The following is a 26,213-nucleotide window of genomic DNA, read 5'->3' on the forward strand; positions in this document are numbered from 1 at the left end:
ATGATTTTTCATAAACCAAAAAGTCTATAAATCGAATCAAAAGGCTAGTTACCGCTTAAGAGGTAAATTTCAACCCCCGGTCTAGTCCCGATTTCCAACGGCAACAGCTTCTCCCAGACCTTGATTTTAGTGAATTTGGCCCCAAACCATAAATCACAAAAATCATGAAGCGAGTTTTAACAACAATGTACATGCTATGCATGCTGTGCATTTCAGCACAAGAATTCAACAAGGAAATCATCATCGAAAACGGACGGCAATTGCTAGTGGGACAAATCAACTTGGAAGGATTACAAACCCAACCCTATAACCATTGGTTCCAACAAGGGCTTGATAGCTATCAAGTAGATGAAACCTTGACAACGGTATTGAAAGAGAAACTGAACGAGTACCACATCAAACTATTTTTGGGCACTTGGTGCGGGGATAGCAAAAGGGAAACTCCCAGATTCATCAAAATCCTGAAAGCCATTGATTTTCCCATGGACCAATTGGAAATCATCGCCTTGGATTACCGAAAAGGTCATTACAAAACCAGTCCCACGGGCGAAGAAAAGGGCTTGAACATTATAAAAGTCCCTACCATCATCTTCTACAAGGACGGAAAAGAAGTGAACCGTATCGTGGAAAGCCCGTTGGAAAGTTTGGAAGAAGACATCGCCCAAATCATTTTTCAGAAGGGCTATACACCCAATTATGCATATTAAGTTGATGGCAAGGCAAGGATTTAAAGCGCAAAAGTGTAATTTTGCGCTTTAAATTTTTTACAGACTATGCAACTATCGGAACAAGAGATCGTTCGAAGGGAAAAATTGACCAAACTCAGGGAAATGGGCATCAACCCATACCCCGCAGCATTGTATCCTGTTGATGCCACTTCCAAGAGCATCAAGAATGATTTTGAAGAAGGGAAAAAAGTAGTGATTTCCGGTAGATTGATGTCGCGCAGAATTCAGGGAAAAGCCTCTTTTGCCGAACTTCAGGACAGTGAAGGGCGAATCCAGGTCTATTTTAACCGTGATGAAATTTGTCCTGATGATGACAAGACCCTCTACAATGATGTGTACAAAAAACTGTTGGATATCGGAGACATCATCGGAATCGAAGGAGAACTGTTCACCACCCAAGTAGGCGAAAAAACCGTGATGGTGAAAAATTTCACCTTGTTGAGCAAAAGTTTGCGCCCCTTGCCGCTACCAAAGGTAGACGATGAAGGCAAGGTGTATGATGCCTTCAACGACCCAGAACTGCGGTACCGCCAACGATACGTGGATTTGGTGGTAAATCCACAGGTAAAGGACACCTTTATTAAAAGGACAAAAATCACCAATAGTATACGGGAGTTCTACAACCAAAAAGGATATTTAGAAGTAGAAACCCCGATTTTGCAGCCCATTCCGGGTGGAGCGGCCGCACGTCCCTTCCTCACCCACCACAATGCACTGAACATTCCGCTATACCTGCGGATAGCCAATGAATTGTACTTAAAAAGATTGATTGTGGGCGGATTTGACGGTGTGTACGAATTCGCAAAGGATTTCCGAAACGAAGGTATGGACCGCACGCACAATCCCGAGTTTACCGTAATGGAACTGTACGTAGCCTACAAGGACTACAATTGGATGATGGACACCACGGAAAAACTGTTGGAGAAAGTGGCTATTGATGCCACGGGAAGCTCCAAGGTAAAAGTGGGGCAGCACGAAATAGAATTCAAAGCACCGTACCCAAGGGTTCCCATTTTGGAGGCGATTAAAATCCATACAGGTTTTGATGTTTCCGGAATGGATGAAAGTGAACTTCGTGAAGTGGCCAAAAAATTGGAAATTGAAGTGGATGAAACCATGGGTATCGGCAAATTGATCGATGAGATTTTTGGGGAGAAATGTGAGCACCACTACATTCAGCCCACCTTTATTATCGATTATCCCAAGGAAATGAGCCCATTGACTAAAGAGCATCGCATCAATCCTAGATTGACCGAGCGTTTTGAATTGATGGTGAATGGCAAGGAACTGGCCAACGCCTATTCCGAGCTCAACGACCCTATCGACCAACGCGAACGTTTCGAAGAACAGTTGAAACTATCCGAGAAAGGAGACGATGAGGCCATGTTCATTGACCAAGACTTCTTGCGCGCTTTGGAATATGGTATGCCTCCCACTTCGGGTATCGGTATCGGGATAGACCGTTTGGTAATGTTGCTCACCAACAATTCCTCTATCCAAGAAGTGCTGTTCTTCCCACAAATGCGACCCGAGAAAAAGCAGGTGGAGCTAACCGAAGAAGAGAAAATCATTGTGGACATTCTTAAGCCGCAAGGCCAAATGGCATTGGTAGACCTTAAAGAAAAAGCAGGCCTAAGCGGAAAAAAATGGGACAAAAGTACCAAAGGGCTCAGCAAGCATGGACTTATCAAAATAGAGAAAATAGACGATAATCTGCTCGTAAAGTATACGGGGTGATTTTTGTATCTTGTTGAAAACCAATAAAATTCAACAAGATGAGAACAATCGCTTTTTTCGAGATCCAGTCTACCCACCCCAAACGAGAGGTCGATTTTTACCAAGCCGTTTTTGGATGGAAAGCTACGTTGGACCCCTCTGCGCCCATAGAACTTTATCGTTTGGAAACGGAAGGTATCGAAGGGGCCATTCTCAAAAGGCCCGTGGACACCCCGCCTACCCATCAGGGCACCAATGCCTTTACCTGTTCCATTCAAGTTGCCGATTTTGATGCCACCGAGAAGAAAATCATTAAAAATGGCGGACACGTGGCCATGCAAAAGTTTGCCGTTTCAGGTCAACGCTGGCAAGGGTATTTTTTAGATGCCGACCACAATGTTTTCGGGATTTTTGAGGTTGATGAAAATGCCAAATAGTATTTTTTTCAAGTTTCGATTAAAAATCCTAGCTTAGAACCCCAATGGAGCTAAGCAAAAAAATTGGGCTGGCCCTTGGGCCTGTCGTTTTCCTCATTCTTAACCTGTTGCCTTTTGAAATGGTATCCGAAAAAGGTGACCCCGTGATAGCCATTGCGGCTTGGATGCTGATTTGGTGGATTACCGAAGCGGTTTCCATTTCAGTTACCGCATTGCTTCCGTTACTTTTGATGCCTATCCTGAACGTACTTCCCATTGCTGAAGTAGGAGCCAACTACGGCAGCCCTATTGTATTCCTATTTTTTGGGGGATTTGTCATGGCCTTGGCACTGGAAAAAGTCAATCTGCACCGCAGGATTGCGCTCAATATCATCAAACTGACCGGTACCACGCCCAACAAAGTCATTTTAGGCTTTATGATTGCCACTGCCACCTTGAGCATGTGGATCAGCAATACGGCAAGTACCGTGGTGATGCTGCCCATAGCCCTTTCCGTTATCAATTTATTGATCAACGATGAGGACGGCTTTACCAAAAACGATCAAAATTTTGCCCTGAGCGTGATGCTTGGCATTGCCTTTTCCGCGAATGCTGGAGGGATTGCCACCGTAATCGGCACACCGCCCAATTCTGTATTGATCGGACTCCTGGAAAATGAATACAACACCGAAATTTCCTTTCTAAAATGGATGACGATTGGACTGCCCTTTTCCATCATCATGATCGCCATTTGTTATCTGGTGCTAGTCAAATGGATGTTTCCCAACCGAGATTTAAAATTCAGTGCGTCCAAGGAAGTGATTCATGCGGAGTTGGAAAAATTGGGCCCCACTTCGGGTAAGGAAAAAATGGTACTGGTCATTTTTGGAGTCACTGTTTTCCTTTGGATTTTTAGAACTTTAATTAATAGTATTTTTCCAAGCCTTGGGCTCACCGATACCATGATCAGTATTTTGGCCGCCATTGCCTTGTTTGCTATTCCATACAACATCAAAAAAGGGGATTTTATCATCGTCTGGCAGGATACCTCCAAGTTAGCCTGGGGCATCTTGATTCTTTTTGGTGGAGGTTTGGCCTTGGCCCAAGGAATGTCTGCCAGTGGCATTGTGGATATGGTCGCCAACGCCATTGCACAAAGTGAGGTAAGTGTGTTGTTCACCGCTGCCCTTTTGATTTTCTTAATGCTGTTCATGACCGAACTGATGAGCAACGTGGCCCTAGTGGCCGTCCTAGCCCCTGTGGTAGCAGGTATCGCCATAGGTCTGGACATTCCCATGCTCCACTTACTGATTCCCGTGACCATAGCAAGCAGCTGTGCCTTTATGCTGCCCATGGCCACGCCGCCTAATGCCATTGTCTTTGCCAGCGGTTACGTCAAAATACCGCAAATGGCCCGTGTAGGCGTTATCCTAAACTTGATTGCTGTGGTACTGCTTATTTTGGTGTTCCAATTTGTGATTCCGCTGTTGTTCTAAACTAAAAATGCCCCTCCGGGCGGAAGGGCATTTTCATAAACTAACTAACTCAAAAAAATGTAAGAAACTAACTTAACTTACGCTACTTGACTTTGGTTGCAAGTGGTACGTAACTCTTTGTTAGGTACAAACTTACAACCCTTTTTTGTGAAGATTATTGTAATTAGCCTTTTGTTAACTAAGCGCACAAAACCATTTTTAAGCTGCTTCATTGGGCACCGGGAACAAAAGCATGAAATTATCGCAGCAAAAAGGTCAAATCACAAAATAATTCGCAGCTAAAAATCCATTTTGCTACAAATTATGTTATAAAGATAGCCATGTTATATTTATGTTAACCAAGCACTTATAAAGAATTCATTAACAGTAAACAGACCTATCTAAAAACAAAAACCCCTCTGTCGAGGGGTTTTTCTAGCTAACTCAAATAAGTTGTAAAATGATGAACATTTTACTGTATTGACCCTGAGTAGGGATCAAAACCTTCTGGGAGATACTTGGAAGTATCAAAACCCAAATCCATATCTTCATCTTCCATATAGTTGATGGAAGTAACGGCGATTACATCGTTATACGGATTAAAACCTTCGGGCAAGAAGTATTTACTGTTGATGCCCAATTCAAGTTCCACATCGCTTTCCATATAAGGAATTGCCTTCAAGTTCACGTAAACTTCATAAGGAGAAAAGTCCTCTGGCAAATAGTCCTTGGTATCGAATCCAAGATCCATATCCTCTTCTTCCATATAATTGATGGAGTGTACATCCACCACATCGGTATAAGCGTTGAAGTTCTCCGGCAAGTACCTTTTGGTATCAATACCTAGTCCTAGTTCAACATTGTTTTCGAGGTATATGATGGAATTCAAATCAAAGTAGCTTTTGTAAGGATCAAAACCTTCAGGAAGGTAATCCGAGGTATCAAAACCCAAATCCAGTTCGGGCTCATCCTCTATATATACTACTTCGTCCAAATTCAATTCGTAGGAGGCGTATTCGCCCATTCCAGAAGTTGAATCGTTTACATCGGCATTGATGTTCAATGTCGTTAAACTGTTCTCTAAACTACCAAGTATCCCCGATTGGAGTTCGGCCACCTTGGCATTTTGTTGGTCGTTGGCTATGGCGGTACTACTTAATAGGACACTTCCATAAATTAATAATAACTTGTTCATTTTTTGATTGAATTTTGTGATTGATGATATGCTTATAAGACTATTCAAAAACCAAAACGTTACAGTATTTAGGATTTTTTTACGAAAACAGAACACCTGTTAAGCCCAGCAAAACGGGGCGTTTTGCTCCAAACCATCAGTAAAAGGCAGGACTCCCAAAGGTTGGGCCCTTACGTTAAAAAAAGCGGCGTTAATATTTATTTAACAGTTAGTTCTGTCGATTTTTAGGTTCTTTGAATCTTTTACTTATTCAAACTACCCTATAATGATCAAAAAATTACTTCCCCGACTACTTGTAGTCCTTATGATTTTGGGAACCCTCCAATCCACGGAAGCCCAACTCTTCAAAAAGAAAAAGAAAGAAACCGAACAAAAAAAGGAAAAACCCAAGGATGGCGACATTAAAGCTTATGATGAAGTCATTACCAAGGAGGCCAAGACCGACGAAGGTCTTTTTAGCGTGCATACCGTAGGTGATAAAAAATTCTATGAAATTCCTGATTCCTTGTTTGGCCGTGAAATGCTCATGGTAAGTCGAATCTCCAAAACCGCCACGGGTATCGGCTTTGGTGGGGGCAAAATTAACACACAGGTTTTGCGATGGGAGAAAAAAGACAAGAAAGTGTTGTTGCGTGTCGCTTCTTACGAAAATGTGGCTGCCGACTCACTTCCCGTTCACGAAGCGGTGGTCAACTCCAACTTTGAGCCCGTACTCTTTGCCTTCGACGTTCAGGCCTTCAACAAAAAGGATTCCCTGAACCCAGCTACGGTCATCGAAATCGATCCTTTGTTCACCAAAGATGTACAGGCGCTTGGCTTTCCCGATGGATACCGAAAAAGATACAAAGTGAGCCGTATGGATGGGGATAGAAGCTATATTGAATCCATCAAAAGTTATCCTTTGAACATTGAGGCGCGCCATGTAAAAACTTATCTATCCAGCGACCCCCCAAGCAATTCAAGCCTTGGTTCCATTTCGTTGGAAATCAACAATTCCATGATCCTATTGCCCAAGGTACCCATGAAACGTCGCTATTTTGATGAACGTGTAGGATGGTTTGCTAGAGGACAGGTGGATTATGGTCTTGACGCCCAAGAAAGCAAAACGGTGACCTATCTGGACCGTTGGAGACTCGAGGTAAAGGACGAGGACATTGAAAAATTCAAGGCCGGTGAACTGGTGGAGCCCAAAAAGCCCATTGTGTACTATGTGGATAGAGCTACCCCAAAAGAATGGGTACCATACATTAAGCAAGGTATCGAAGATTGGCAAGTCGCTTTTGAGGCGGCTGGTTTTAAAAATGCCATCATTGCCAAAGACCCACCTTCACCCGAAGAAGACCCAGAATGGTCGCCCGAGGATGTACGCTATTCGGTGGTACGTTATTTGGCCTCCCCTATTCCAAACGCGAACGGTCCGCACGTAAGCGACCCCCGAAGTGGCGAAATCTTGGAATCGGATATCAACTGGTACCATAATGTAATGAGCTTGCTACGCGGTTGGTTTTTCGTTCAGACAGCCGCCATCAATCCCGAAGCTCAAAAAACCCAGTTCAAGGAAGAAATTATGGGTAGATTGATTCGCTTTGTGTCCTCACACGAGGTAGGGCACACATTAGGACTTCCGCACAATATGGGAAGCAGCGTGGCCTATCCCGTTGATTCCCTCCGCTCGGCAAGTTTTACCCAAAAATATGGGACCGCACCCTCCATCATGGATTATGCCCGTTTCAACTATGTGGCACAACCTGGGGACGAAGGTGTAGCCCTAATGCCTGATATTGGCGTTTATGACAAGTATGCTATCAAATGGGGCTACAAACCCATTTTGGATAAAACCGCAGAAGAGGAAAAACCGGTGCTCAATGCATGGATTCTGGAACATGCCGGCGACCCAATGTACCGATTTGGACATCAGCAAGTGGGCGATATACACGACCCAAGCTCACAAACCGAAGATTTAGGGGACGATGCCATCAAAGCCAGCCTTTATGGTATTGAAAACCTCAAGCGCATAGTTCCCAATCTGATGGACTGGACCACGGAAAAAGGCGAGGACTATGATGATTTGGAAACGATGTACGGACATGTAGTGGCACAATTCCGAAGGTACATGGGGCACGTGGCCAACAATATTGGAGGCGTATACGAGTATCACAAAACCGCTGATCAAGAAGGTGCCGTTTACATCCCTGTGAGCAAAGCGCATCAAAAACGGGCCATGGACTTTATGCAAGAACAACTTTTCGAAACTCCAGAGTGGTTGATCGAGCCGAATATCTTCAATAAAATTGAATACTCTGGGTCGGTGGAACGCATCCGAGGTACCCAAGAGCGCTATCTGAACACCATGCTGCATTTGGGCAAACTGGCACGCCTAATCGAAGCGGAGACCCTACATGGCAAAGAAGCCTATAGCCTGGTGGAAATGATGAGCGACCTTAGAAAAGGAATATGGTCGGAGACCAGAAGCGGAAGAACCATCGATACCTACCGAAGGAACCTTCAAAAAGCGCATATCGACCGTTTGGAGTATTTGATGACCGCTGAAAGTCAAGACAAAATGCCTGACTTTGGTGGGTATAGAAAATCAACGCCCATCAATACCAGCCAATCGGACATCCGTTCGGTGGCAAGAGCTGAATTGAACAACCTGAAAAGGGATATCAGAAATGGCCTGGCCCGAATTTCGGATACCATGAGCCGCTACCATTTACAGGATGCCATGGAGCGCATCGACCTGATATTGGAGCCCAAGTAGGCCTCTGAGCAAGAGCTATAATTACATCATCAAGGTGTGATCGGTGCATTCATCGATCACACCTTGTTTTTTTATCCCTTCACATCAGCCAACGGGCGTTTCACAACATAGAGATGGGATTTCCCTTACTATTGATTACTTTAGTAATCCCAAATCTCACATCATGAACTACAAAACCAAGAGCTTACTCTACTTTTCCGGCTTCGTGGCGGCCTCTGCCCTCTATTATGTAGTAGAGCAACACGATAACTTCCAAGAACATATCGGTTCAAAAACTTATGTCGAAACCCAATTTGAGGATGCCGACGAGTACACCGATGATTCCAAGAAAAAGCTTGAGGAAGAAATCAAGTAGTCCAATCCCTTTACCTTTTTGAACTGTTAAAAGCATCACAAACCCAGTTTTGATGGTTAAACCTTTGGGTATATGCCTTGTCCAAGGAATATCATTAAAATTTGAGTTTATGAAACGATTAGCAGTAACATTAGTCTTGCTGATAAGTATCGGCGCGACCGCACAAAGACAGGATGGCCCTCGAATGCACAAAGGTCACGAAATGGACATGACCGCAGAGCAAATGGCCACTTTGCAAACCAAGCACATGGTCTTGGCATTGGACCTGACCAAGACACAGCAGGACAAGGTCTATGACATCAACTTGGAAAACACCAAGTTCAGAAAAGAGAAGTGGGACGAAATCAAGGCGGCGAAAGAAAGCGGGGAATGGGAAAAACCATCATCCGAAGAGCGATTTGAAATGACAAACGCCCGGTTGGACCGCCAAATTGCCCAGCAAGAAAAAATGAAAGACATACTGGACGAACAACAGTATGAGAACTGGAAAAAGTTCACCCATCACAAAAAAATGCATGGCAAGAAAAAAATGCAGGAGAGAGGGAGAAGAGGATAGTGTTTTTTGTTGATTTAAGAAGCCGCGCCTGCCATGGTCGCGGTTTCTTTTTTTATAGCCTTTTTTGTAGATAAACTTGGTTATCTGCTTTTTTACAGATATATTTGATTATCTGCTTTTTTACAGATATAATTTATTATCTGTTTAAAAACAGATTTTTAAATCAACATACACCATGATTGCCATTCTTACAGGAGACATCAAAAATTCCTCGGAACACAAAGCCAGTAAATGGTTGCCTCTTTTAAAAGAGGTGCTTTCCCATTATGGCCAAGAACCCAAAGATTGGGAAATATACCGTGGCGACAGTTTTCAATTACAGACCACCGCAGAGGTAGCTTTGAAAGCTGCCATTCATATCAAGGCCAGCATTAAACAAATTCGTCATTTGGATGTTCGCATCGGTATTGGACTGGGCGAAAAAAACTACGATGCCCCAAAGATCACCGAATCGAACGGTCCCGCCTTTGTCCGTTCCGGTGCGTGTTTTGAGAACCTAAAAAAGCAAAATCTAGGACTCCAAACGACCAATGAAAGGTTTGATGGGCACATCAATCTCCTATTGGCATTGGCCTTGTTGACCATGGATGATTGGACACCGGCCATTTCCAAAACCGTAAAATGTGCCATTGAAAATCCAGAGCTAAATCAAAAGGAATTGGCATCACTTCTCAACAAATCGCAAGGCAATATCAGTGAGGAATTAAGTAAGGCAGGATTTGATGAAGTCCAAAAAATGATCCATTTTTACAAAGTACAACTCGCTCAATTATGATGCTTTTGGCCCTAAAACTATTGCTTGCCCACTTTATCGGGGACTTTGTTCTTCAACCCGGGCATTGGGTCGAGGACAAGCTGGAGAAAAAGGGACGGTCCAAGTATTTATATGTTCACATGGGGGTGCATCTGTTGGCTCTCTTGATACTTTTACAATTCAAACATATTGGAGCAATTGCCGTCATTGTGGTGACCCATTTTTTGATAGACCTTGGAAAGTTAGCACTCACCAACCCCAAAAACTACCGTTGGCTCTTTGTGGTAGATCAGTTGTTGCACTTATTCGTCTTGGGCAGTGTTTTGTACTGGTTGTCCCCTTTCCAAATCGATCTGGATATTCTCTGGAGCGAAGAAAACTTGTTGTTTGTCACCTTTTTGGTATTCATTACCTATGTGTCGGGCATCCTCATGCGTATGCTTTTGGCTCCCTATATTGATGAAGTTGCGAAGGACGACCCTACGGGCGAAGGCGGTTCGCTTAAAAATGCAGGTACCTATATTGGGATGTTGGAACGTCTATTTGTGTTTGGCTTTATCCTGATGCAACAATGGGCGGCCATTGGACTTTTGATCGCTGCAAAATCCGTTTTTCGTTTTGGCGACCTCAACAAGGGCAAAAACCGTAAACTCACGGAATATGTCCTTATCGGTACCTTATTGAGTTTTGGTTTGGCCATCCTTTCCGGCCTGTTTTATGGCTATTTGATAGCAACGATATAGACCAAAAAAAGAGCCACCCGCATTGGGGATGGCTCCTTAACATTACTAAACTTAAAAACACTTATTTAAAAACTTGGCTTTCCTTTAAGACCTGCATACTTTCCAGTACCTGGTTTACAGCCAGGGTCATGGATTTGGCAGAAACAGTTGCACCGGAAATACCATCGATGTCCTCACCGTACACCAAGGTTTCCCCTGATTTCCTACCAATAAATTGCTTTAGCCAACGCTGGCTGCCCACTTGGCGCCCATGGTCCTCCCGGTAAATGAGTATTTTGGATTTCTTAATGCTCATGTCCGGATTAAAGAGCACCACGTAGTCAAAGGTTTTCTTGAGACTAGGGGCCACGCCCACGTAAACGTATCCCAAGCTTTTTCCTTGGGACATCACCTCAAATAGGTTTTGCCCGCCCAATTCGGACGGTGTTTTTTTGTTGAGCTCCGGCGATATTTCCACCCAGTTCATGGTGAAATCGGCAACTTCGTAGGTGCCTGTCACCGCACTGTTGATTTTCTCTTGTAGCTTTGGCGATATCTTATCCACCTTGAATCCGAATAAAAACAAGGTGGACAGTATCACCATGGCACTTATATACTGAATGCTATTGGCCCTCGACATTGCTATTTATAGGGGTGTTCACTACAAATTTATTGATGGTCTCCAACACTTCCGCCTTGGTTGCACCTTTCTCCTCCAGACCATAGAAATGCATGAAAATGGGTTTTTCGTCCACCTTTTTCAATAAGGTCAAATCGCCTTCACGATTATACACTTCATCCCAAGCGTCCCGCACATTTGCCCAGAAGTCTTTGTGGTCGTCCCACCAATCTTTTGCCAACTGGCATTTGCTGTCATCCACTTTGGTGTAGATGTTAAATCCTTTCTCTTGGGCAATCAGTACATCTCCTTCACCATCTTTTCGTAGGACCTTGTCGTTATCCTGCTCGTGTACCCATCCATAGCTAGTGATTTCTTGGCGATTGCCTCGCTTCATGACATTGTAATCACTACGTTTGGTGTATTCACGGCGGGGCAATGGGGAATCACTCTTATTTTCCCAATAATGCTTGCCATCAACATGGACCCAAGTGGCAGAACCGGAATATCGTGGGCTATCATCCACTTGATAGACTTTTTGTGTCCATTGCCCATTTACGGCATCGGAAGGCAATTTGGAGAAAACCCAATTATTGTCCTTGTCGTAATGGTAGACGGCTTGGTTTTCAAACAACCAATCCTGCCTCCAGTGTTTAATGACCATGGTGTCGTTCACTACCAACAAATGTTGAATGGAGATTTCATTGTCCTCATTCACAATCGGCAAGGCCAACTCCAATGCCCCAGCGGTATAATCCAACTTTTTTTCGTAATCGATTTCCGGAGCAAAAGTTTCGGTGTACTTAAAGGTAATGTCGTAACACCCACACATATCCAAAATGGCTTGGCGGTCCAGTTCTTTCTTTTCCTGAGAGGTTGCCGTAATGGTTACAAAAGCCAAAAGCAACGATGAAGCGATTGTTTTTTTCATATCAGTTTCTATTTAATCGTTTTAGAATTTGTTCGGGTCAAAAATACTAAACTTATTTAGATTGAATAAAAATAAAATATATATTTGTCACCAAATTTACATGGAATGAGTCTAAATAAAAATATTTATCTCTTATTTTCAACACTTTTCACCCTCAGCTTGGTCACTGCCCAAGAATCCCCAATCGAACCAAAAGACTCCATTATCACCGAAAATCTGGACGAAGTAGTGGTTACGGCTACACGAACCGTTCGTCAACTATCTTCCCTCCCACTTCCTGTAACCCTGATTCCCAAGGAACAGATCAACCGTTCCGGTGTTACCCGATTAAATGAAATCCTGAACGAACAAACTGGAATCGTTATGACGCCCGATGCGACCATTGGCGGTGGCGAAGGGGTACAAATCCAAGGTATCGCTTCCGATTATGTGATGATCCTAATCGACGGAGTGCCTGTGGTGGGCCGAAGCTCTGGAAATTTGGACCTGAGCCGTTTTGCCATTGGCAATATCAAACAGATTGAAGTGGTAAAAGGGCCTTCTTCCAGTCTTTTCGGTTCGGAAGCCCTGGGCGGTGTCATCAATATCATCACGGAAAAACCAAATACCGATAACATTAGCGGCCAAATTTCCCATCGCGCCGCTACGTTCAACAATCAGAACAGTACCATCAACCTGAATCAACGAAGAGGTGATCTCGGCTACTCGCTGTTTGTAGATCGATTGAGCACCGACGGTTTTGATCTGACTCCCAACTCGGAAGGACAAACCGTCAATCCTTTCTTTAACTATACCCTAAATGGTAGAATCTACTTTAAGATCTCCGACCAATTAAAGGCTTTTGCATCGGGACGTTATTTTCTTCAGGATTTTGACATCCCTTCGGGAACCAGTGAGGAACGTGATGGCAATATTCATCTTCGTTTAGATCATGATGTCAGCAAGAAATCCAGCTTCGAATATGAGTTCTACTACACCAATTATGTCACGAATGAACAAACGGTAGACCCCATTAATGATGAAATCTTGCTCGACAATGATTTCAACCAAAAACTCTTTCGACCCGAAGTACGCTTTAACCACAACTTTAGTTCGGACAACACGTTAACGGTCGGTGCTGGCTACAATCTGGAAAACTTGGAACGATCCCTTTTTGCCGAGGATATTACGTTCAACTCCCAATATGTCTACGCGCAATACGATTTTAAACCGCTTGAGAAACTCAACATTATCGCAGGGGCCCGCTTTGACAACCACAGTGAGTACAATTCCCAACTGAGCCCAAAACTATCTGCACGTTACGACCTTTCCCCATATTGGTCCGTAAAAGGTTCGGTGGGCAGCGGGTTCAAAGCTCCGGATTTCCGGCAGCTCTACCTTGACCTTACCAATGCATCGGGGGGCGGTTATTCTGTTTTTGGAAAGGAAGTGGAAGCCGCAGGTATTCAACGCTTGCAGGAAAATGATGAAGTGGCCAATCTTGCCGTGGACCCCAACGACCTTGGAGAACGATTGGATGCCGAAAGTTCTGTAGGCATCAATTTGGGCGTGGGCTTCAAAAAAGGAAAGTTGCGCAGTGATGTAAACTTCTTTCGAAACGACTTTACCAACCTCATCGACACCCGCATCTTGGCCGCCAAGACCAATGGTCAAAATGTGTTCGGGTACATCAACCGTGAAAGTGTCTACACCCAAGGTCTGGAAGTAGACCTTCAGTACAAATTTTTTGAAAATCTTGACCTCTCAGCAGGCTACCAATTGTTGTATGCCTTCGACAAGGACAAGGAAGATGCCATCGAAAATGGGGATGTCTTTGCCCGCGACCAACAAACGCTGGAAACTATCCGATTGGACCGCAGCAACTATTTTGGTCTGGAGAACCGTTCACGGCACACCTTGAATTTCAAAGCGTTTTATGAAGTGCCCGAATGGGGCGCCAATGCCAACCTACGGGTGGTATACCGCAGCCGTTTTGGACTCACCGACCGTAATGGAAATGATGTGCTTGATGAGTTGGACAATTCATTTGTAGACGGTTACGCCCTTGTGAACCTTTCCTTTGGAAAAACATTCTTTGAACATTATCAATTGCAGCTGGGTGCCAATAACCTGTTGGACTTTCAAGGGTCCAATCCCTTGGCGTCACAGGATAATGAGCAATTGATCAATCCCGGAATACAACTATTTGCACGACTTAATATTCAATTTTAAAACTAGATTACATGAAAACAACCCTAAAACTATTTAGCCTTTTTACCCTACTATTTGCCTTTGTAGCCTGTAGTAAAGATAATGAGGGCACCGTCCCAGAATTTACGGTAACGGCCATTAGCGCCGAATCAGCTACTGTTGGCACAGAAATTACCATCACCGGAACCAATTTTCCAGAAGCTTCCGACATCAACTTGACTTTTGGCGGTGTAGCGGCGACCGTTAGTTCGGCGACCTCCACGCAGATCGTAACCACCGTTCCCAACGGTGCCAGTTCGGGAGCAGTTACGGTTACTGCCAACGGAATTACGCGGGAGGTAACCCCCTCTTTCAGCGTATTGGCCAATTTGGTAAACGCCACCGTCGAAAACTTGGAAGCCCCTCAAACGGGTGGGCAGGGACAACCTATTGGTGGTCCGTTCACCAAATTCAGTTTTGAGACCGGCGAGGTAACCGATAGTGAAACCGATTGGGATATCGCCTTTAGGGGAACCACCATTGCGGTGAACGGCGGAACCGTAACAGGAACCAACGATGAGCCCGCTAGAAACGGAAACGCTGGGGCTGCCATTGCATCTGGTTTGTTTACCGATGTCGCCACCGCGGATGGTCTTACTTTCGAGGTAGATGCCGATGGTGCCTTTGCCATTCCCACAGGAAGCCAAGAAGGCTGGTACAACTACAATCCAGCGACCTTTACCGTGACCCCGATCCCTGGTCGGGTTTTGGTGTTCCGCACCCACGATGGTAAATATGCGAAGGTGGAGATATTGAGCTACTACCGTGATGCTCCAGCAGAACCGGACGCCTTTACGGATGAATCCCGAGTGTTCACCTTCAATTATGTGTACAACCCCAACGATGGGGAAACCTCACTAAACGCCAACTAATATGAAGCCCATAAGTATTGTTTACATTGTATTGCGACTGTTTTTGGGGGGATTCATGATCTATGGTGGCATCCAAAAGTTCCAAAAACCCATCCCAACCCCTGTAGAGGTGGTGGAAAAAGCCGAAAAGTTCACCTCGCCCGAAAAGGAAAATACCTTGCAGAAGATCTTGTATATCAGCGGAGCTAAGCAAACCGGTTATTTCTGGCAAGTATTGGGGATTTGTGAACTATTGTTTGGATTGTTGTTGATCCTGCAAGGCACCAGTTTTGTGGGAGCCCTATTCCTGCTGCCCATTACCCTGCATATTTTCCTGTTCCATTTGTTTTTGGAATCGGATGAGTTACCCGAACTGCTTCAAACCTTTGGTTTGTTTGCGGTCAACATTGCCCTTGTCCTCAAGGAAAGGCGCCATTGGCAGCATCTGCTGTGGATAAAACCCATCTAGCGTCAACCATTCGGATTGTTTGATGAGAAAGCGGCTGTCTAAAAAGTCAATTTTTGTCAACCTGAACTTGTTTCAGGTTCTCATAATGATTTGTTTATCGGTAGATTGAGATTCTGAAATGAATTCAGAATGACGTGTTTCACTACTCTTTAGACAGCCTATTTTTATCCGTTTTACGACACGAAAAAAATGGATACCGTTAAGCCAAACCGTCAAAAATGTAGTATTTTGAGGAAAAGATGTTATAAATGACGGATGATATGGGAGTAATAGCCACAAACAAACGGGAAATCAAACTATTTTACAATGGCGAGACCAACAAAGGGATGCAGACCTTGGCCTATCTAAAATCTTCCCAAAAAAAAGTATTGGACATCGACCTTTCCAAGACCAAGGTTACGGGCACGCAATGGACCGAATTGGCCAAATTGTTGGGCAAGCCCATCAAAGACCTCATTAATACCGAACATCCCGACTTTATGAAGAAGTATGGCAAAGACCCAGAGTTGCCCGATGACGAAGACTGGTTAAAAGTGATGGAAAACAATCCCAAGGTAGTCACCCAGCCTATTTTGGTAAACGGTGACCAAGCCGTACAGATCGATACGCCTTCGGAAGTAATGCAATTTATCGAAGACGAAGACTAGGCTACCCTATCCCGTAACGAAACGCTATTCATTCATCCGTATGCCGCAATCGAAAAGAACCCGTAATCTCGGGATTGGAATATTACTGCTACTCGTTTTGGCAGGCATCGCGGCACAGTGGTTTTTTAGCAAAAAAGTGACTTCGCTGCTTAATAGCAAAAGAGTCCAAGCCTATCAGTTGCGTTATGATGAGCTGAACACCAATGTGTTTTTGGGTAACATCCGACTGAGGCAAGTTGCTGCCAGCAGCCCTGACCAACACATCGCGGTTCAGGCGGAATCCGTCACACTTTCCGGATTGCACTATTGGACCTTATTGCAAAAGGAAAACATTACACTTTCGGAACTACATATCTCATCCCCCTCCGTTACCTATCAACCCAAAGAAAAGGACACTTCTTCCACTTCCCAAAACAATACGTCTTCCCGAACCATCACCATCGAACAACTGACTATTGAAAAGGGTTCGTTTGTTATGAAAGATACTTCCGCTCAGCGTTCCGCTAGTTTGGAAGATATCGACATCGCAGTAAACGACCTGATTTATCCGAAAAAATCCAACAATCCATCCCTTCCCTTCGACTGTGGTTCTTACGAACTCACGGGCTCCGATGGGTTTTACGACCTAAGCCCGTTGGAAACCATCACTTTTGAGCGCATCCAACTGAACCCCACCGAGGGGAAGCTGCAACAATTTACACTACGCACCAAATATGGTAAAAAAGCCCTGTCCCAAAAACTTGCCAAAGAGCATGACCACTACAACCTTGGCGTCAAAAACATTGTGCTGACAAACTGGGATGTAGGCATTTCCAAGGACCTTCCTTATTTTCATTTGGGAGTGCTACAATTGGAGCAACCTGTCTTTGATGTGTATCGGGATAAATTACTGCCGGACGAAACATCCCATAAAAAACTCTACAACCAAGCATTGCGCGACCTGCCTTTGGCATTGCAAGTGGATTCCGTACAAATTTCGGATGGGACCATCACCTACGAGGAGCGGGTAAAACGCGATATTGAACCTGAAAGCCTGCTATTTACCCAACTGGATGCCACGGTTCAGAACCTGCACTCATGGGGCGAAGGGGAGGTAACTGCCCATATCAACGCCAAGTTGATGGACAATGGGCCGTTTCGGTTGGATTGGTCGTTTGACCCGCGGAACAAGGCCAATACCTTTTTGGTGAAGGGTGAGCTATCGCAGTTCCAATCGGCCAGCATCAACCCTTTTTTAAAATCGAACTTGAGTGCCGAGGTGCAGGGTACGGTACAGCAGCTCTATTTTACCATCAGCGGAAACGAGCTGGAATCGCAGGGCGACATGAAGATGAAATATGATGATTTTGAGTTTACCGTGCTCAAAAAGAATGGTTTGGGCGTGAACAAATTACTTACCGCCGTTGTGAACATCTTCACCAAGGACGGCAACAAAACGGACGAGGACGGCTTTCGCAATGGAAATTTTAAAGTGGAACGCAAGCAGGACAAATCGTTTTTCAATTATTTATGGCTCAACCTGCAAGAGGGTTTGGTGGACACGATGACGGGCCGCGGCACTAAAAGGGACTAGGGGTTCGGGTTTCAGGTTTCAGGTTTGGGGTTTCAGGTTTGGGGTTTGAGGTTTGAGGTTTCATGTTTTGAATTTGACGTTTGAATTTGGAGTTTGTTGTTTCTGGTTTCTGGTTTCAGGTTTCATGTTTTGATTTTGAATTTGATGCTTGAATTTGGAGTTTGGATTTTGTTGTTTCAGGTTTCGGGTTTCATGTTTTGAATTTGACGTTTGACGTTTGAATTTGATACTTGAATTTGGAGTTTGAACTTGATACTTGAATTTGGGTTTTGGAGTTTGTCCCCTGTCTCCTCATAAAAATTCATCTCAAAATACTTCCAAACGCAGTTCGAAAATGTTCCACAAATCAGATTTATGGGTAAATTTAAAGGGCAAAAACGCGTGAACGTTTATGTTGAACCTCATCTTTACCCAATGAAATTCAAGAGTAGAAAGGATAGTTTCTTCCGTATGGTCATTTTTGGACTGAATGCCGTTCTGGTTGGCATTATGATCCTTATCCTGATGAACGAGGAAACGGCAAAACATGCGTATTGGGTGCTGCTTCCAATTGCAGCCGTGGTGGGTTTGCTCTTCTGGCTGTTTTTTGGAACGCATTACGAACTGACCTTGGAAAACGGGCTGGTGTACCAAAGCGGCCCTATCCATGGAAAAATAGGTTTGGACCGCATCACGGAAATCATCAAGGGAAAGACGCTTTGGGTGGGGCTACGGCCTGCCACCGCCAGAAAAGGACTGATTGTAAAATATGACAAGTTCAACGAAATCTATATTAGTCCCGATACCAACGAATCGTTTGTAGAAAAGATTTTGGAACTGAACGGACACATCAAAATCACTGAATAAAGACCACTGCCTCCTCTTTCCTTTTATCCCTTTACCTTTAACCCTTACTCCACTGTCTCCTGTCTCCTAGTAACTAATTACTGCCCACTGCAAACTGCAAACCGCAAATTGTTCATTGCTAATTGCCTACTGCCAACTGCCCACTGCAAACTGTAGTTTTCCCCCAGTTTTTTTAAGGTTTTGCTGTAATGGAATTTTACAGGTAATTAGTATTTTGCATGTCGCAGCCCCTTCCCCTTACTTACAGAACAAAATATACTGATACATCGATAACATTCCTGTTTGGGTGTATAAGGATGAATATTATGCTTAGATAAACAAGTTGGCCACAATATGAAAACAAATAAATAATCGATATGGGACTACCATCTACATATACAAATGCCCATGGATCATTGGGAGACTTTTTTTCGAAGATTAGAGATGCTCAAGCACCAGATAAGTTTACGCATCAGATTTTGAAGGATTTAGGTTTTAAATCCAACAACCATCGACCTTTCATTCCATTAATGAAAGCATTGGGTTTTTTAACTGCAGATGGAGTACCAACAAAAAGATACAATGACTATAGAAATCATTCACTATCTAAAAGGGTAATGGGTGAAGCGATAAAAGATGCTTATTCAGATTTATTTCTAATCAAATCTAACCCAAAGGAGTCCGATAGAGATTTAATAGAAGGTAAGTTTAAAAGCTATCATAATGTTAGCGATAACGTAGCAAAATTAATGTCAAAGACATTTTTTAGTCTTTTAAGCCTTGCCGAACTTGACTTCGATGAAAAGAAGCTGCAAGGAGAAAAAGTTCAAAAACGTGTAGAAGAGAAAGTAGAAGCACAAAAAGCTCCACAGAGCGCTCAAACTCCTGTCAGTGCTAATGGACTTGGGCTGCATTATAATATCCAAATTCATCTACCAGCGACTAAAGATGTTGAAGTATACAATGCCATTTTTAAATCTCTTAAAGAACATCTAATTGAGTAATAGAAAAGAAATACGAGACTTCTTCTTTCGCGGACTCATGTTTGAGTCTGAAGCTGCTAAATTCCAAACAGCAGGAATCCAAATTGGTGCAGATTCAAGCCAATCTGAAAAACAATTGCTTGGAGAAGCACTTTCCCCTTTTGGTGTTAATAGAAGAAATGACGCACTTGAAATGGCTAGACTATATGCCGTTCTTAATTGTTTTGAAAATGAGATTAGAGACTTTATTCGTGAAACACTTTCAGAAGAGGAAGGGGTCGATTGGTGGGATCATTTGCCTCAAAAAACTAAAAGACATGCTGAATCTAGGCAAGAAACAGCCCTCAAAGATTCTTGGTTAGAAGGGGAAAAGAGTGACCTTTTAGGTTTTGTCGATTTTGGAATGCTAGCATCCATAATTATTGAGAAATGGGAGCACTTTAGCAATTTAATACCATCTCAACATTGGCTCAAACAAAGAATGGAAGAGCTCGAAAAAGCAAGAAATTTTGTTGCACACAATAGGATGCTTTTGCCAAGTGAATTCCAAAGAATTTACATGTATGTTGCAGATTGGAATCGTGTAATTGGTCTTTAAGAATGAGTCTATATCCTGACATACTATTTCACTTCACAGACAAAGAGTCTCTTTATCAGATTCTTGAGTCCACATTCAAGGTTTCTTATGCTCGTGAAAAAATAATTGGTCCATCAAATAACCGAGAGTTCGCAGTACCAATGGTTTCTTTCTGTGATTTAAAGCTTTCTGAACTCAAGATATTTATTCAAAATTATGGAACATTCGGAATAGGGCTTACTAAAGAATGGGCCAATAGAAATGGCTTAAGTCCTGTAATGTATATTAATCGTCATTGTGATTTAATGGACAACTTAATCACAGGACTTAATGGAGTTTACTCACATTTAAATAAGATAAATGATCTCGACCAATTCAATAAGCTTAACAAAAGCTATTTGAATATCATGAACACCTATAGATATATCAAGAATTATGAAGGCGAACTAATAAGAAAGGGAAGTTTGGTCAATGAAAATTATAGATTCGCTGATGAACGTGAGTGGAGATATGTACCAAGTTTACAGAATGAAGGGATTCTGCCATTTGTGTCAATTTCAAAGATTTCCACTGCTGAACAAAAACGTGAATTCAACAGGAAGGTCGCCCATTTAAGACTTCAGTTTCAACCTGACGACATTAAATATCTAATTGTTGAAAGAGATTCTGATATCACGAATCTAATTCATCACCTTGAAAGTGTAAAAGAACGATTCGATCGAGATACTAGAAGTCGGTTAGCTAGTAGAATTTTAACAGCAGAACAAATTAATAGAGACATATAAAAATACTGTGGCCAACATTGTATATAGTGCATAGCCGCCTTTCAGGACGGCAACGCACCATATACGTGACCGTTAAAACACCCTCCCCACCGCTTCAATCGTTTTATCCAAATCCGCATAGCTCAGCGCATCGTTTAAAAAATAGCTTTCAAAGGCAGAGGGCGGTAAGTACACCCCGTTTTCCAACATCCCGTGGAAGTATTTTTTAAAGGTATCGTTATTGCCCTTGGCCGAGCTGGCAAAATCCACCACAGGTTCGTCCGTAAAGTGCACGGAGATCATACTGCCATAGCGGTTGATCTGGTGGGCTACGCCCTTTTCGGTCAGGGTTTGGGCAATGCCCTTGTGCAAATAGGCGGTTTTTTCAGCGAGGCTGTCAAACACCTCGGGTTGGTTGTTCAGCGCGGTGAGCATGGCCAGTCCGGCACTCATCGCCAACGGGTTGCCGCTCAAGGTGCCTGCTTGGTACACCGGCCCTTCGGGCGCCAAATGCGCCATGATCTCGGCACGGGCCGCAAATGCCCCTACGGGCAGTCCGCCCCCGATCACTTTCCCGAACATTACAATATCGGCATCAATGCCCAAGGTTTCCTGCGCGCCGCCCTTGGCCAAACGAAAGCCCGTCATCACCTCATCAAACAGCAACAAAATGCCCTCTTGGGTGCAGATGTCGCGCAATCCCTGTATAAATTCCTCCTTGGGGATAATACAGCCCATATTGCCCGCCACGGGTTCCAAAATAATGGCAGCAATCTCGCCTTTATTGGCTTCCACCAAGGCTTTTACCCCTTCCAAATCGTTGTAATCCGCCAATAGCGTGTCCTTGGCCGTGCCCTGCGTTACCCCGGGACTGTTGGGACTGCCAAACGTAACGGCACCGCTTCCAGCCTGTATCAAAAAGGAATCCGAATGGCCGTGGTAGCAGCCCGCAAACTTGATGATCTTGTCCTTGCCCGTGTACCCCCGCGCGAGGCGTACCGCACTCATACAGGCTTCGGTACCGCTGTTCACAAATCGGATTTTATCGATATTGGGCACCATGGACACCGCCAATTGGGCCAGTTCCGTCTCAATTTCGGTGGGTATTCCAAAGGAAGTGCCCTTTTTGGCCTTTTCGATGACAGCGTCAATCACGGGCTGGTACGCATGACCCAAAATAAGTGGTCCCCAGGAAGCAATGTAATCGATGAGTTGGTTGCCGTCTTCGTCATACAAGTAAGCCCCTTTGGCCTCCTTGACAAAAATGGGTTCGCCGCCTACGGCCTTAAATGCTCTTACAGGTGAATTGACCCCTCCGGGGATGTATTTTTTGGCCTCTGCGAACAGGGCGCTGCTTCGTTGGTAGATCATAAGTTCTTTATGTCATTCCCGCGTAGGCGGGAATCTATATTATTTTTCTCTTTCATTGTCATTCCCGCGTAGGCGGGAATCAGCAACCACCGTTCAGTTCTCGATACATCTTGATCTGCGATCAAGCCACTCGAACTGACCAGTTGCTTGATGTGTCTTTATGCCGAAACACAAGACCCCTCGACTGCGCTCGGGATGACATCCGATGCACAAAGGTAATGAGGATAAAACATTTTGGGAAACGGATTTTCAGCCGCGTCATGCTGAACTGGTTTCAGCATCTCCATCCAGTTCAGGTTGACGTTTGTCATTTGTAGTGGTTGTTGATGGTTGAACGGAGTCGGAATCATAGAAAGCCGTACCTATCTACCGCAGGCAGGCGCCCAGCATCCGTACAGAATGACAACATTGTTGTCAGTTCGAGCGCCCGCCTGCCGGACGGGCAGGCAGTCGAGAACGTCTTTCGTATTCTCCTTTTATTGCGCCCCTCGACTCCCATCGGGATGACAAACGGACCACAAATAAGATGATTTAGCTCAGAAAAGATTTGTGTTGTAATTTCTAAGGAATCAACAACGGTCAACAGTGCAACCACCAGACCACCTAAAACTACTGTGCCCTGCGGATATTGAGTACCTGCCCAATGGAAATGATATTGTCCCTAAGGTTGTTCAAGCGACGGAGCTCATCCACCGAAATATCATAGCGTTTGGAAATGCCGTACAGCGTATCACCCTTTCTCACTTCATGGGTAAACACTTCGTATTGTTTCGGCTCGCGGACGGTGGAAAGTCCGTTTTCAACCACAGCTTCGTCATATTTGTGCAGATCGTAGCGCTCGATCAGGGCAATCAATTTTTGGGGGTACTTGCGGTCAGTGGCATAACCCGCTTGACTGAGGCCATGGGCCCATTTTTTATAATCGTCCCGCTTGTAGTTGAACAAAAATGCGTATCGCGAACGGGTGGTCAGAAAAAGGCTGTGGTCCCGAAAGGAATACATAGGGTGGTTGTACTTTCTAAAACATTCGCCTTTGGCGTCATCATCGTGAAAATCGAATTCCCCTTCCCAACCCGTATGGCATTTGATGCCAAAATGGTTATTGGTTTTTAGGGCCAGTTCGCCCTTTCCAGAGCCACTTTCCAAAATGCCCTGTGCCAATTTAATGCTGGCGGGAATGCCAAAAGCACGCATTTCGTACTGTGCTACCTCGGCAAAGGTTTCGATGTACTCTTGGGTATCCGAAATCAAAAAACGTTCAAAACGCCCGGTATCCTCGGGCATGGGATATAAGCCCGTTGCGTCGTCAGCATCGAGTTTTGGGGTGTTCGTACGGGTCTGCCTATCGGAATTGACCACTTTGGACGCCCCTTTTCGGTGTGTCGTGCGCTTCTTTTTGGCCCCACAGCTAGCGAGTAAAAGGGCCACTATCAATACATATCCTATTCGCCTGATCATATGTCCAATAACGGTAAATTTTTCTTTTTCAGTATAGCGTTCATCCCCGGAATGCCCTGTAACCCTCCGGTGTGAATGGCCAAAATTTGGCTTCCCGGCGGAAAAAAATCGCTTTTTATGAGGTCAAAAATACCAAAAAGCATTTTTCCAGTATAAATGGGGTCCAACGCGATTCCTGTTTGTTGTTTAAAGCGGTTGATGAAAGCAATGAGTTGTTGGTCCACCTTGGCGTAACCTCCAAAATGATAGTCGGTTACGAGTTGCCAACGGTTGTTTTGGGCAAATGTACGAATCTCCTCGATTAAAAAATCGCCCTTAAGCGCAGGGAACCCCAAAACGGTCTGATGCGACTGGGAGGCATTGATAAGTCCCCCCAAGGTGCCGCCCGTCCCCACGGAGCTGCAAATATAATCGAACCGGGCATCCTCGGCGGTCAGGATTTCCATACATCCCTTAATGGCCAAATCGTTGGTGCCGCCCTCGGGCAACAGATACACCTCCCCGAACTGCTTCTTTAAGGCTTCCAGAAACCTTGGCTCATTTTTGTAGCGGTAATCGCTCCGGGACACAAAATGGAACTGCATGCCGTGTTCGTGGGCCAATCGCAAGGTAGGATTGTTCTGCCACTGGGATTCCAATTCCTCACCGCGGATTACGCCTATCGTTTGGAAACCGTGTAATTGGCCGGCATAGGCCGTGGCCGCAATATGGTTGGAATAGGCCCCACCAAAGGTGAGCAAGGTATGTTGGCCCTGGGCCTTCGCTTCATGCAGGTTGTATTTGAGTTTGCGGTACTTGTTCCCAGAAATCAACGGATGGATGGTATCCTCACGCTTCAGGTAGAGTTGAACGCCCTTTTCTTGGAGAAGGGGTATGTCAATATGCTGATTGGGAGTTGTCAATCCAATAAATTATCGGGTCAGGTACTTCAAAAAACCAAAGGTCCGGCGCTTGGTAAGATACTCCATATCCTTTTCGTTAGCATAGGCTTCCCGCTCAAAACTAATGTTCTGATAAGCGCGATAACTGTCCAAATAGAGCAAGGTGCGCAAGAGCCATTCGGAAACATACCAGAGGTAAAACGGCAAAATGAGTAGTTCCCGCTGTTGTTTGAGGTGGATGCGTTCGTGGTTGATGAGCACCTCGTCCGCCATCAGGGAATCTTCCTTTAGGATGATAAAGGGCCATAAGGAAAGACCTACATAGTTTTTATAAAAGAAGTGTTTAAATACCAGTATCACCTGCTTATTATCCAAAGGTTCACTAACAAATATAACAGCAAAAAGGGCTCAAAATTTCATCATTCGTAGAAATCCTTCAACATTTTCGGTGAATAACCTTGTTTTAGAAATCTTAAAATCCACTTCCATTTGAAGCGAAATCCGTAAATTTAGAAAGCAAATGGTGTACAACGCATGAAAGAGCGCATTCCCTTGGAAGAGGGTGATTATTACCTATCGGAACAAGGATATCGGGTGTTTACGGAAAAGTACCATCTAAAACGGGGGTATTGTTGTGAGAGTGGTTGCCGCCACTGCCCGTATGGATACAACACCAAAACAAACACGCAATAATAGCGATTCGGCACAATATTTGTGCTTTAATTAAGTATACCTCAAGAATTTAAAAAAGATACTATGAAAAGTTTACAACGTTTTGCATTCATCGCCCTCGCTTTTGGCCTGCTGGCTTCCTGTACCTCGGTTAGGGTCGTTTCTGATTATGACCAAAAAGCGAACTTCGACACGTATAAAACCTATGCTTTTTACAAAACAGGCATTGATAAGGCCCAAATTTCCGATTTGGACAAGAAACGGATTTTACGTGCCATTGAGACCGAAATGGGTGCCCGCGGTTTTGTGAAATCCGATAATCCAGATGTCTTGATCAGCATTTTTACCAAGGAACGTGAACAGGTGGACGTCTACAACAACTACTTTGGCTGGGGTGCCGGCTGGGGCTGGGGTTGGGGCTGGGGTCCTGCATGGGCTTGGGGTCCCGGTTGGGGCTGGGGTCCTGGTTGGGGCTGGGGCGGCAACAACGTCAGCACCCGCACCGAAGGTTCACTTTACATTGATGTTATCGATGCCAACAAAAAAGAACTCGTTTGGCAAGGCCGCGGTGTAGGCACCTTGAACAATATCAAAAACATTGAAAAGAAAGAACAGCGCATCAAGGAATTTGTTGCCCAAATTTTAGAGGAGTATCCGCCACAAATGTCGGTGGCCGCCAACTAAC

The 26,213-nt window shown here is 44.4% G+C and carries 27 protein-coding genes; 20 read left to right on the forward strand and 7 right to left on the reverse strand.

Annotation, left to right across the window (positions count from 1 at the left end):
* Positions 1–164: 164 nt before the first annotated feature.
* From EO130_RS00105 to EO130_RS00120, 4 genes are all read left to right on the forward strand, one after another.
* Positions 165–707 (forward strand): thioredoxin family protein, encoded by a 543-nt coding sequence (locus EO130_RS00105; RefSeq protein WP_127139510.1) that lies wholly within the window; start codon positions 165–167, stop codon positions 705–707.
* A 66-nt stretch (positions 708–773) separates the two neighbouring features.
* A complete protein-coding gene (gene lysS, locus EO130_RS00110; RefSeq protein ID WP_127139511.1) occupies positions 774–2,465 on the forward strand; it encodes a lysine--tRNA ligase in 1,692 nt (563 codons plus the stop codon).
* A gap of 38 nt (positions 2,466–2,503) precedes the next feature.
* Positions 2,504–2,881, forward strand: a complete 378-nt coding sequence (locus tag EO130_RS00115; protein ID WP_127139512.1) for a VOC family protein — start codon at positions 2,504–2,506, stop codon at positions 2,879–2,881.
* A gap of 44 nt (positions 2,882–2,925) precedes the next feature.
* Positions 2,926–4,356, forward strand: coding sequence for an SLC13 family permease (locus EO130_RS00120; RefSeq protein ID WP_127139513.1), 1,431 nt, complete (start codon positions 2,926–2,928; stop codon positions 4,354–4,356).
* A gap of 451 nt (positions 4,357–4,807) precedes the next feature.
* On the opposite strand, the gene EO130_RS00125 is transcribed toward EO130_RS00120, so the two are convergent.
* Positions 4,808–5,530, reverse strand: coding sequence for a hypothetical protein (locus tag EO130_RS00125; protein WP_127139514.1), 723 nt, complete (start codon positions 5,528–5,530; stop codon positions 4,808–4,810).
* Between the two features lie 265 nt (positions 5,531–5,795).
* Between EO130_RS00125 and EO130_RS00130 the strand changes: the two genes are divergently transcribed.
* The 5 genes from EO130_RS00130 to EO130_RS00150 all read left to right on the forward strand — a co-directional run bounded on the left by EO130_RS00130 (position 5,796) and on the right by EO130_RS00150 (position 10,699).
* A complete protein-coding gene (locus EO130_RS00130) occupies positions 5,796–8,291 on the forward strand; it encodes a zinc-dependent metalloprotease (RefSeq protein ID WP_127139515.1) in 2,496 nt (831 codons plus the stop codon).
* A 163-nt stretch (positions 8,292–8,454) separates the two neighbouring features.
* Positions 8,455–8,646: a hypothetical protein gene (locus tag EO130_RS00135; protein ID WP_127139516.1), complete on the forward strand. Its 192-nt coding sequence runs from the start codon at positions 8,455–8,457 to the stop codon at positions 8,644–8,646.
* A gap of 109 nt (positions 8,647–8,755) precedes the next feature.
* The gene (locus EO130_RS00140; protein ID WP_127139517.1) at positions 8,756–9,202 is read left to right on the forward strand and encodes a hypothetical protein; all 447 of its coding nucleotides are present in this window, start codon (positions 8,756–8,758) and stop codon (positions 9,200–9,202) included.
* 175 nt (positions 9,203–9,377) lie between these two features.
* Positions 9,378–9,977: a transcriptional regulator gene (locus EO130_RS00145; RefSeq protein WP_127139518.1), complete on the forward strand. Its 600-nt coding sequence runs from the start codon at positions 9,378–9,380 to the stop codon at positions 9,975–9,977.
* Positions 9,974–10,699, forward strand: coding sequence for a DUF3307 domain-containing protein (locus EO130_RS00150; protein ID WP_127139519.1), 726 nt, complete (start codon positions 9,974–9,976; stop codon positions 10,697–10,699). The genes EO130_RS00145 and EO130_RS00150 overlap by 4 nt, the downstream gene beginning before the upstream one ends.
* A 61-nt stretch (positions 10,700–10,760) precedes the next feature.
* On the opposite strand, the gene EO130_RS00155 is transcribed toward EO130_RS00150, so the two are convergent.
* On the reverse strand, positions 10,761–11,318 hold the full coding sequence (locus EO130_RS00155; protein WP_127139520.1) for an FMN-binding protein: 558 nt from the start codon (positions 11,316–11,318) through the stop codon (positions 10,761–10,763).
* Positions 11,302–12,228: a DUF6607 family protein gene (locus EO130_RS00160; RefSeq protein ID WP_127139521.1), complete on the reverse strand. Its 927-nt coding sequence runs from the start codon at positions 12,226–12,228 to the stop codon at positions 11,302–11,304. The genes EO130_RS00155 and EO130_RS00160 overlap by 17 nt, the downstream gene beginning before the upstream one ends.
* A gap of 105 nt (positions 12,229–12,333) precedes the next feature.
* Here EO130_RS00160 and EO130_RS00165 point away from each other — a divergent pair, with 105 nt between their 5' ends.
* The 9 genes from EO130_RS00165 (at position 12,334) to EO130_RS00205 (ending at position 21,167) form a co-directional block, all read left to right on the forward strand.
* Complete coding sequence (locus tag EO130_RS00165) at positions 12,334–14,439, forward strand: TonB-dependent receptor plug domain-containing protein (protein WP_127139522.1); 2,106 nt, start codon at positions 12,334–12,336, stop codon at positions 14,437–14,439.
* A gap of 11 nt (positions 14,440–14,450) precedes the next feature.
* Positions 14,451–15,329, forward strand: a complete 879-nt coding sequence (locus EO130_RS00170) for an IPT/TIG domain-containing protein (protein ID WP_127139523.1) — start codon at positions 14,451–14,453, stop codon at positions 15,327–15,329.
* A 1-nt stretch (position 15,330) separates the two neighbouring features.
* Positions 15,331–15,777: a DoxX family membrane protein gene (locus tag EO130_RS00175; protein ID WP_127139524.1), complete on the forward strand. Its 447-nt coding sequence runs from the start codon at positions 15,331–15,333 to the stop codon at positions 15,775–15,777.
* A 260-nt stretch (positions 15,778–16,037) separates the two neighbouring features.
* Positions 16,038–16,424, forward strand: a complete 387-nt coding sequence (locus EO130_RS00180; RefSeq protein WP_127139525.1) for an arsenate reductase family protein — start codon at positions 16,038–16,040, stop codon at positions 16,422–16,424.
* Between the two features lie 40 nt (positions 16,425–16,464).
* Complete coding sequence (locus EO130_RS00185) at positions 16,465–17,997, forward strand: DUF748 domain-containing protein (RefSeq protein ID WP_127139526.1); 1,533 nt, start codon at positions 16,465–16,467, stop codon at positions 17,995–17,997.
* 414 nt (positions 17,998–18,411) lie between these two features.
* Positions 18,412–18,843 carry a PH domain-containing protein gene (locus tag EO130_RS00190; RefSeq protein ID WP_127139527.1) on the forward strand — a complete coding sequence of 144 codons (432 nt, stop codon included), beginning with the start codon at positions 18,412–18,414 and terminating at the stop codon, positions 18,841–18,843.
* Positions 18,844–19,199: 356 nt separating this feature from the next.
* On the forward strand, positions 19,200–19,826 hold the full coding sequence (locus tag EO130_RS00195; RefSeq protein ID WP_127139528.1) for a DUF5343 domain-containing protein: 627 nt from the start codon (positions 19,200–19,202) through the stop codon (positions 19,824–19,826).
* Positions 19,819–20,403 (forward strand): Swt1 family HEPN domain-containing protein, encoded by a 585-nt coding sequence (locus tag EO130_RS00200; protein ID WP_206513097.1) that lies wholly within the window; start codon positions 19,819–19,821, stop codon positions 20,401–20,403. The genes EO130_RS00195 and EO130_RS00200 overlap by 8 nt, the downstream gene beginning before the upstream one ends.
* A gap of 2 nt (positions 20,404–20,405) precedes the next feature.
* Entirely contained in the window at positions 20,406–21,167 is a 762-nt protein-coding gene (locus EO130_RS00205) for an abortive infection system antitoxin AbiGi family protein (protein WP_127139529.1), read from the forward strand.
* Between the two features lie 72 nt (positions 21,168–21,239).
* On the opposite strand, the gene hemL is transcribed toward EO130_RS00205, so the two are convergent.
* From hemL to EO130_RS00225, 4 genes are all read right to left on the reverse strand, one after another.
* Positions 21,240–22,517 (reverse strand): glutamate-1-semialdehyde 2,1-aminomutase, encoded by a 1,278-nt coding sequence (gene hemL, locus EO130_RS00210; RefSeq protein ID WP_127139530.1) that lies wholly within the window; start codon positions 22,515–22,517, stop codon positions 21,240–21,242.
* A gap of 609 nt (positions 22,518–23,126) precedes the next feature.
* Positions 23,127–23,975, reverse strand: coding sequence for a glucosaminidase domain-containing protein (locus EO130_RS00215; protein ID WP_127139531.1), 849 nt, complete (start codon positions 23,973–23,975; stop codon positions 23,127–23,129).
* Complete coding sequence (locus EO130_RS00220; protein ID WP_127139532.1) at positions 23,972–24,877, reverse strand: 1-aminocyclopropane-1-carboxylate deaminase/D-cysteine desulfhydrase; 906 nt, start codon at positions 24,875–24,877, stop codon at positions 23,972–23,974. Before EO130_RS00220 ends, EO130_RS00215 begins: the two co-directional genes overlap by 4 nt.
* 9 nt (positions 24,878–24,886) lie before the next feature.
* On the reverse strand, positions 24,887–25,216 hold the full coding sequence (locus tag EO130_RS00225; RefSeq protein ID WP_127139687.1) for a hypothetical protein: 330 nt from the start codon (positions 25,214–25,216) through the stop codon (positions 24,887–24,889).
* A gap of 174 nt (positions 25,217–25,390) precedes the next feature.
* Between EO130_RS00225 and EO130_RS15365 the strand changes: the two genes are divergently transcribed.
* A complete protein-coding gene (locus tag EO130_RS15365) occupies positions 25,391–25,549 on the forward strand; it encodes a DUF5522 domain-containing protein (protein WP_164732849.1) in 159 nt (52 codons plus the stop codon).
* 63 nt (positions 25,550–25,612) lie between these two features.
* Entirely contained in the window at positions 25,613–26,212 is a 600-nt protein-coding gene (locus EO130_RS00230; RefSeq protein ID WP_127139533.1) for a DUF4136 domain-containing protein, read from the forward strand.
* The last annotated feature ends 1 nt before the right edge of the window (position 26,213 follow it).

Source organism: Flagellimonas marinaquae (assembly GCF_003992675.1).
GTDB classification, from domain to species: domain Bacteria; phylum Bacteroidota; class Bacteroidia; order Flavobacteriales; family Flavobacteriaceae; genus Flagellimonas; species Flagellimonas marinaquae.

Coding starts and splice junctions, on each gene's coding strand:
- lysS (WP_127139511.1), top strand. CDS start 774: ATGCAACTATCGGAACAAGAGATCGTTCGAAGGGAAAAATTGACCAAA.
- EO130_RS00160 (WP_127139521.1), bottom strand. CDS start 12,228: ATGAAAAAAACAATCGCTTCATCGTTGCTTTTGGCTTTTGTAACCATT.
- EO130_RS00175 (WP_127139524.1), top strand. CDS start 15,331: ATGAAGCCCATAAGTATTGTTTACATTGTATTGCGACTGTTTTTGGGG.
- hemL (WP_127139530.1), bottom strand. CDS start 22,517: ATGATCTACCAACGAAGCAGCGCCCTGTTCGCAGAGGCCAAAAAATAC.
- EO130_RS00195 (WP_127139528.1), top strand. CDS start 19,200: ATGGGACTACCATCTACATATACAAATGCCCATGGATCATTGGGAGAC.
- EO130_RS00150 (WP_127139519.1), top strand. CDS start 9,974: ATGATGCTTTTGGCCCTAAAACTATTGCTTGCCCACTTTATCGGGGAC.
- EO130_RS00215 (WP_127139531.1), bottom strand. CDS start 23,975: ATGATCAGGCGAATAGGATATGTATTGATAGTGGCCCTTTTACTCGCT.
- EO130_RS00120 (WP_127139513.1), top strand. CDS start 2,926: ATGGAGCTAAGCAAAAAAATTGGGCTGGCCCTTGGGCCTGTCGTTTTC.
- EO130_RS00230 (WP_127139533.1), top strand. CDS start 25,613: ATGAAAAGTTTACAACGTTTTGCATTCATCGCCCTCGCTTTTGGCCTG.
- EO130_RS00185 (WP_127139526.1), top strand. CDS start 16,465: ATGCCGCAATCGAAAAGAACCCGTAATCTCGGGATTGGAATATTACTG.
- EO130_RS00130 (WP_127139515.1), top strand. CDS start 5,796: ATGATCAAAAAATTACTTCCCCGACTACTTGTAGTCCTTATGATTTTG.
- EO130_RS00135 (WP_127139516.1), top strand. CDS start 8,455: ATGAACTACAAAACCAAGAGCTTACTCTACTTTTCCGGCTTCGTGGCG.
- EO130_RS00165 (WP_127139522.1), top strand. CDS start 12,334: ATGAGTCTAAATAAAAATATTTATCTCTTATTTTCAACACTTTTCACC.
- EO130_RS00145 (WP_127139518.1), top strand. CDS start 9,378: ATGATTGCCATTCTTACAGGAGACATCAAAAATTCCTCGGAACACAAA.
- EO130_RS00190 (WP_127139527.1), top strand. CDS start 18,412: ATGAAATTCAAGAGTAGAAAGGATAGTTTCTTCCGTATGGTCATTTTT.
- EO130_RS00125 (WP_127139514.1), bottom strand. CDS start 5,530: ATGAACAAGTTATTATTAATTTATGGAAGTGTCCTATTAAGTAGTACC.
- EO130_RS15365 (WP_164732849.1), top strand. CDS start 25,391: ATGAAAGAGCGCATTCCCTTGGAAGAGGGTGATTATTACCTATCGGAA.
- EO130_RS00205 (WP_127139529.1), top strand. CDS start 20,406: ATGAGTCTATATCCTGACATACTATTTCACTTCACAGACAAAGAGTCT.
- EO130_RS00155 (WP_127139520.1), bottom strand. CDS start 11,318: ATGTCGAGGGCCAATAGCATTCAGTATATAAGTGCCATGGTGATACTG.
- EO130_RS00105 (WP_127139510.1), top strand. CDS start 165: ATGAAGCGAGTTTTAACAACAATGTACATGCTATGCATGCTGTGCATT.
- EO130_RS00140 (WP_127139517.1), top strand. CDS start 8,756: ATGAAACGATTAGCAGTAACATTAGTCTTGCTGATAAGTATCGGCGCG.
- EO130_RS00170 (WP_127139523.1), top strand. CDS start 14,451: ATGAAAACAACCCTAAAACTATTTAGCCTTTTTACCCTACTATTTGCC.
- EO130_RS00115 (WP_127139512.1), top strand. CDS start 2,504: ATGAGAACAATCGCTTTTTTCGAGATCCAGTCTACCCACCCCAAACGA.
- EO130_RS00180 (WP_127139525.1), top strand. CDS start 16,038: ATGGGAGTAATAGCCACAAACAAACGGGAAATCAAACTATTTTACAAT.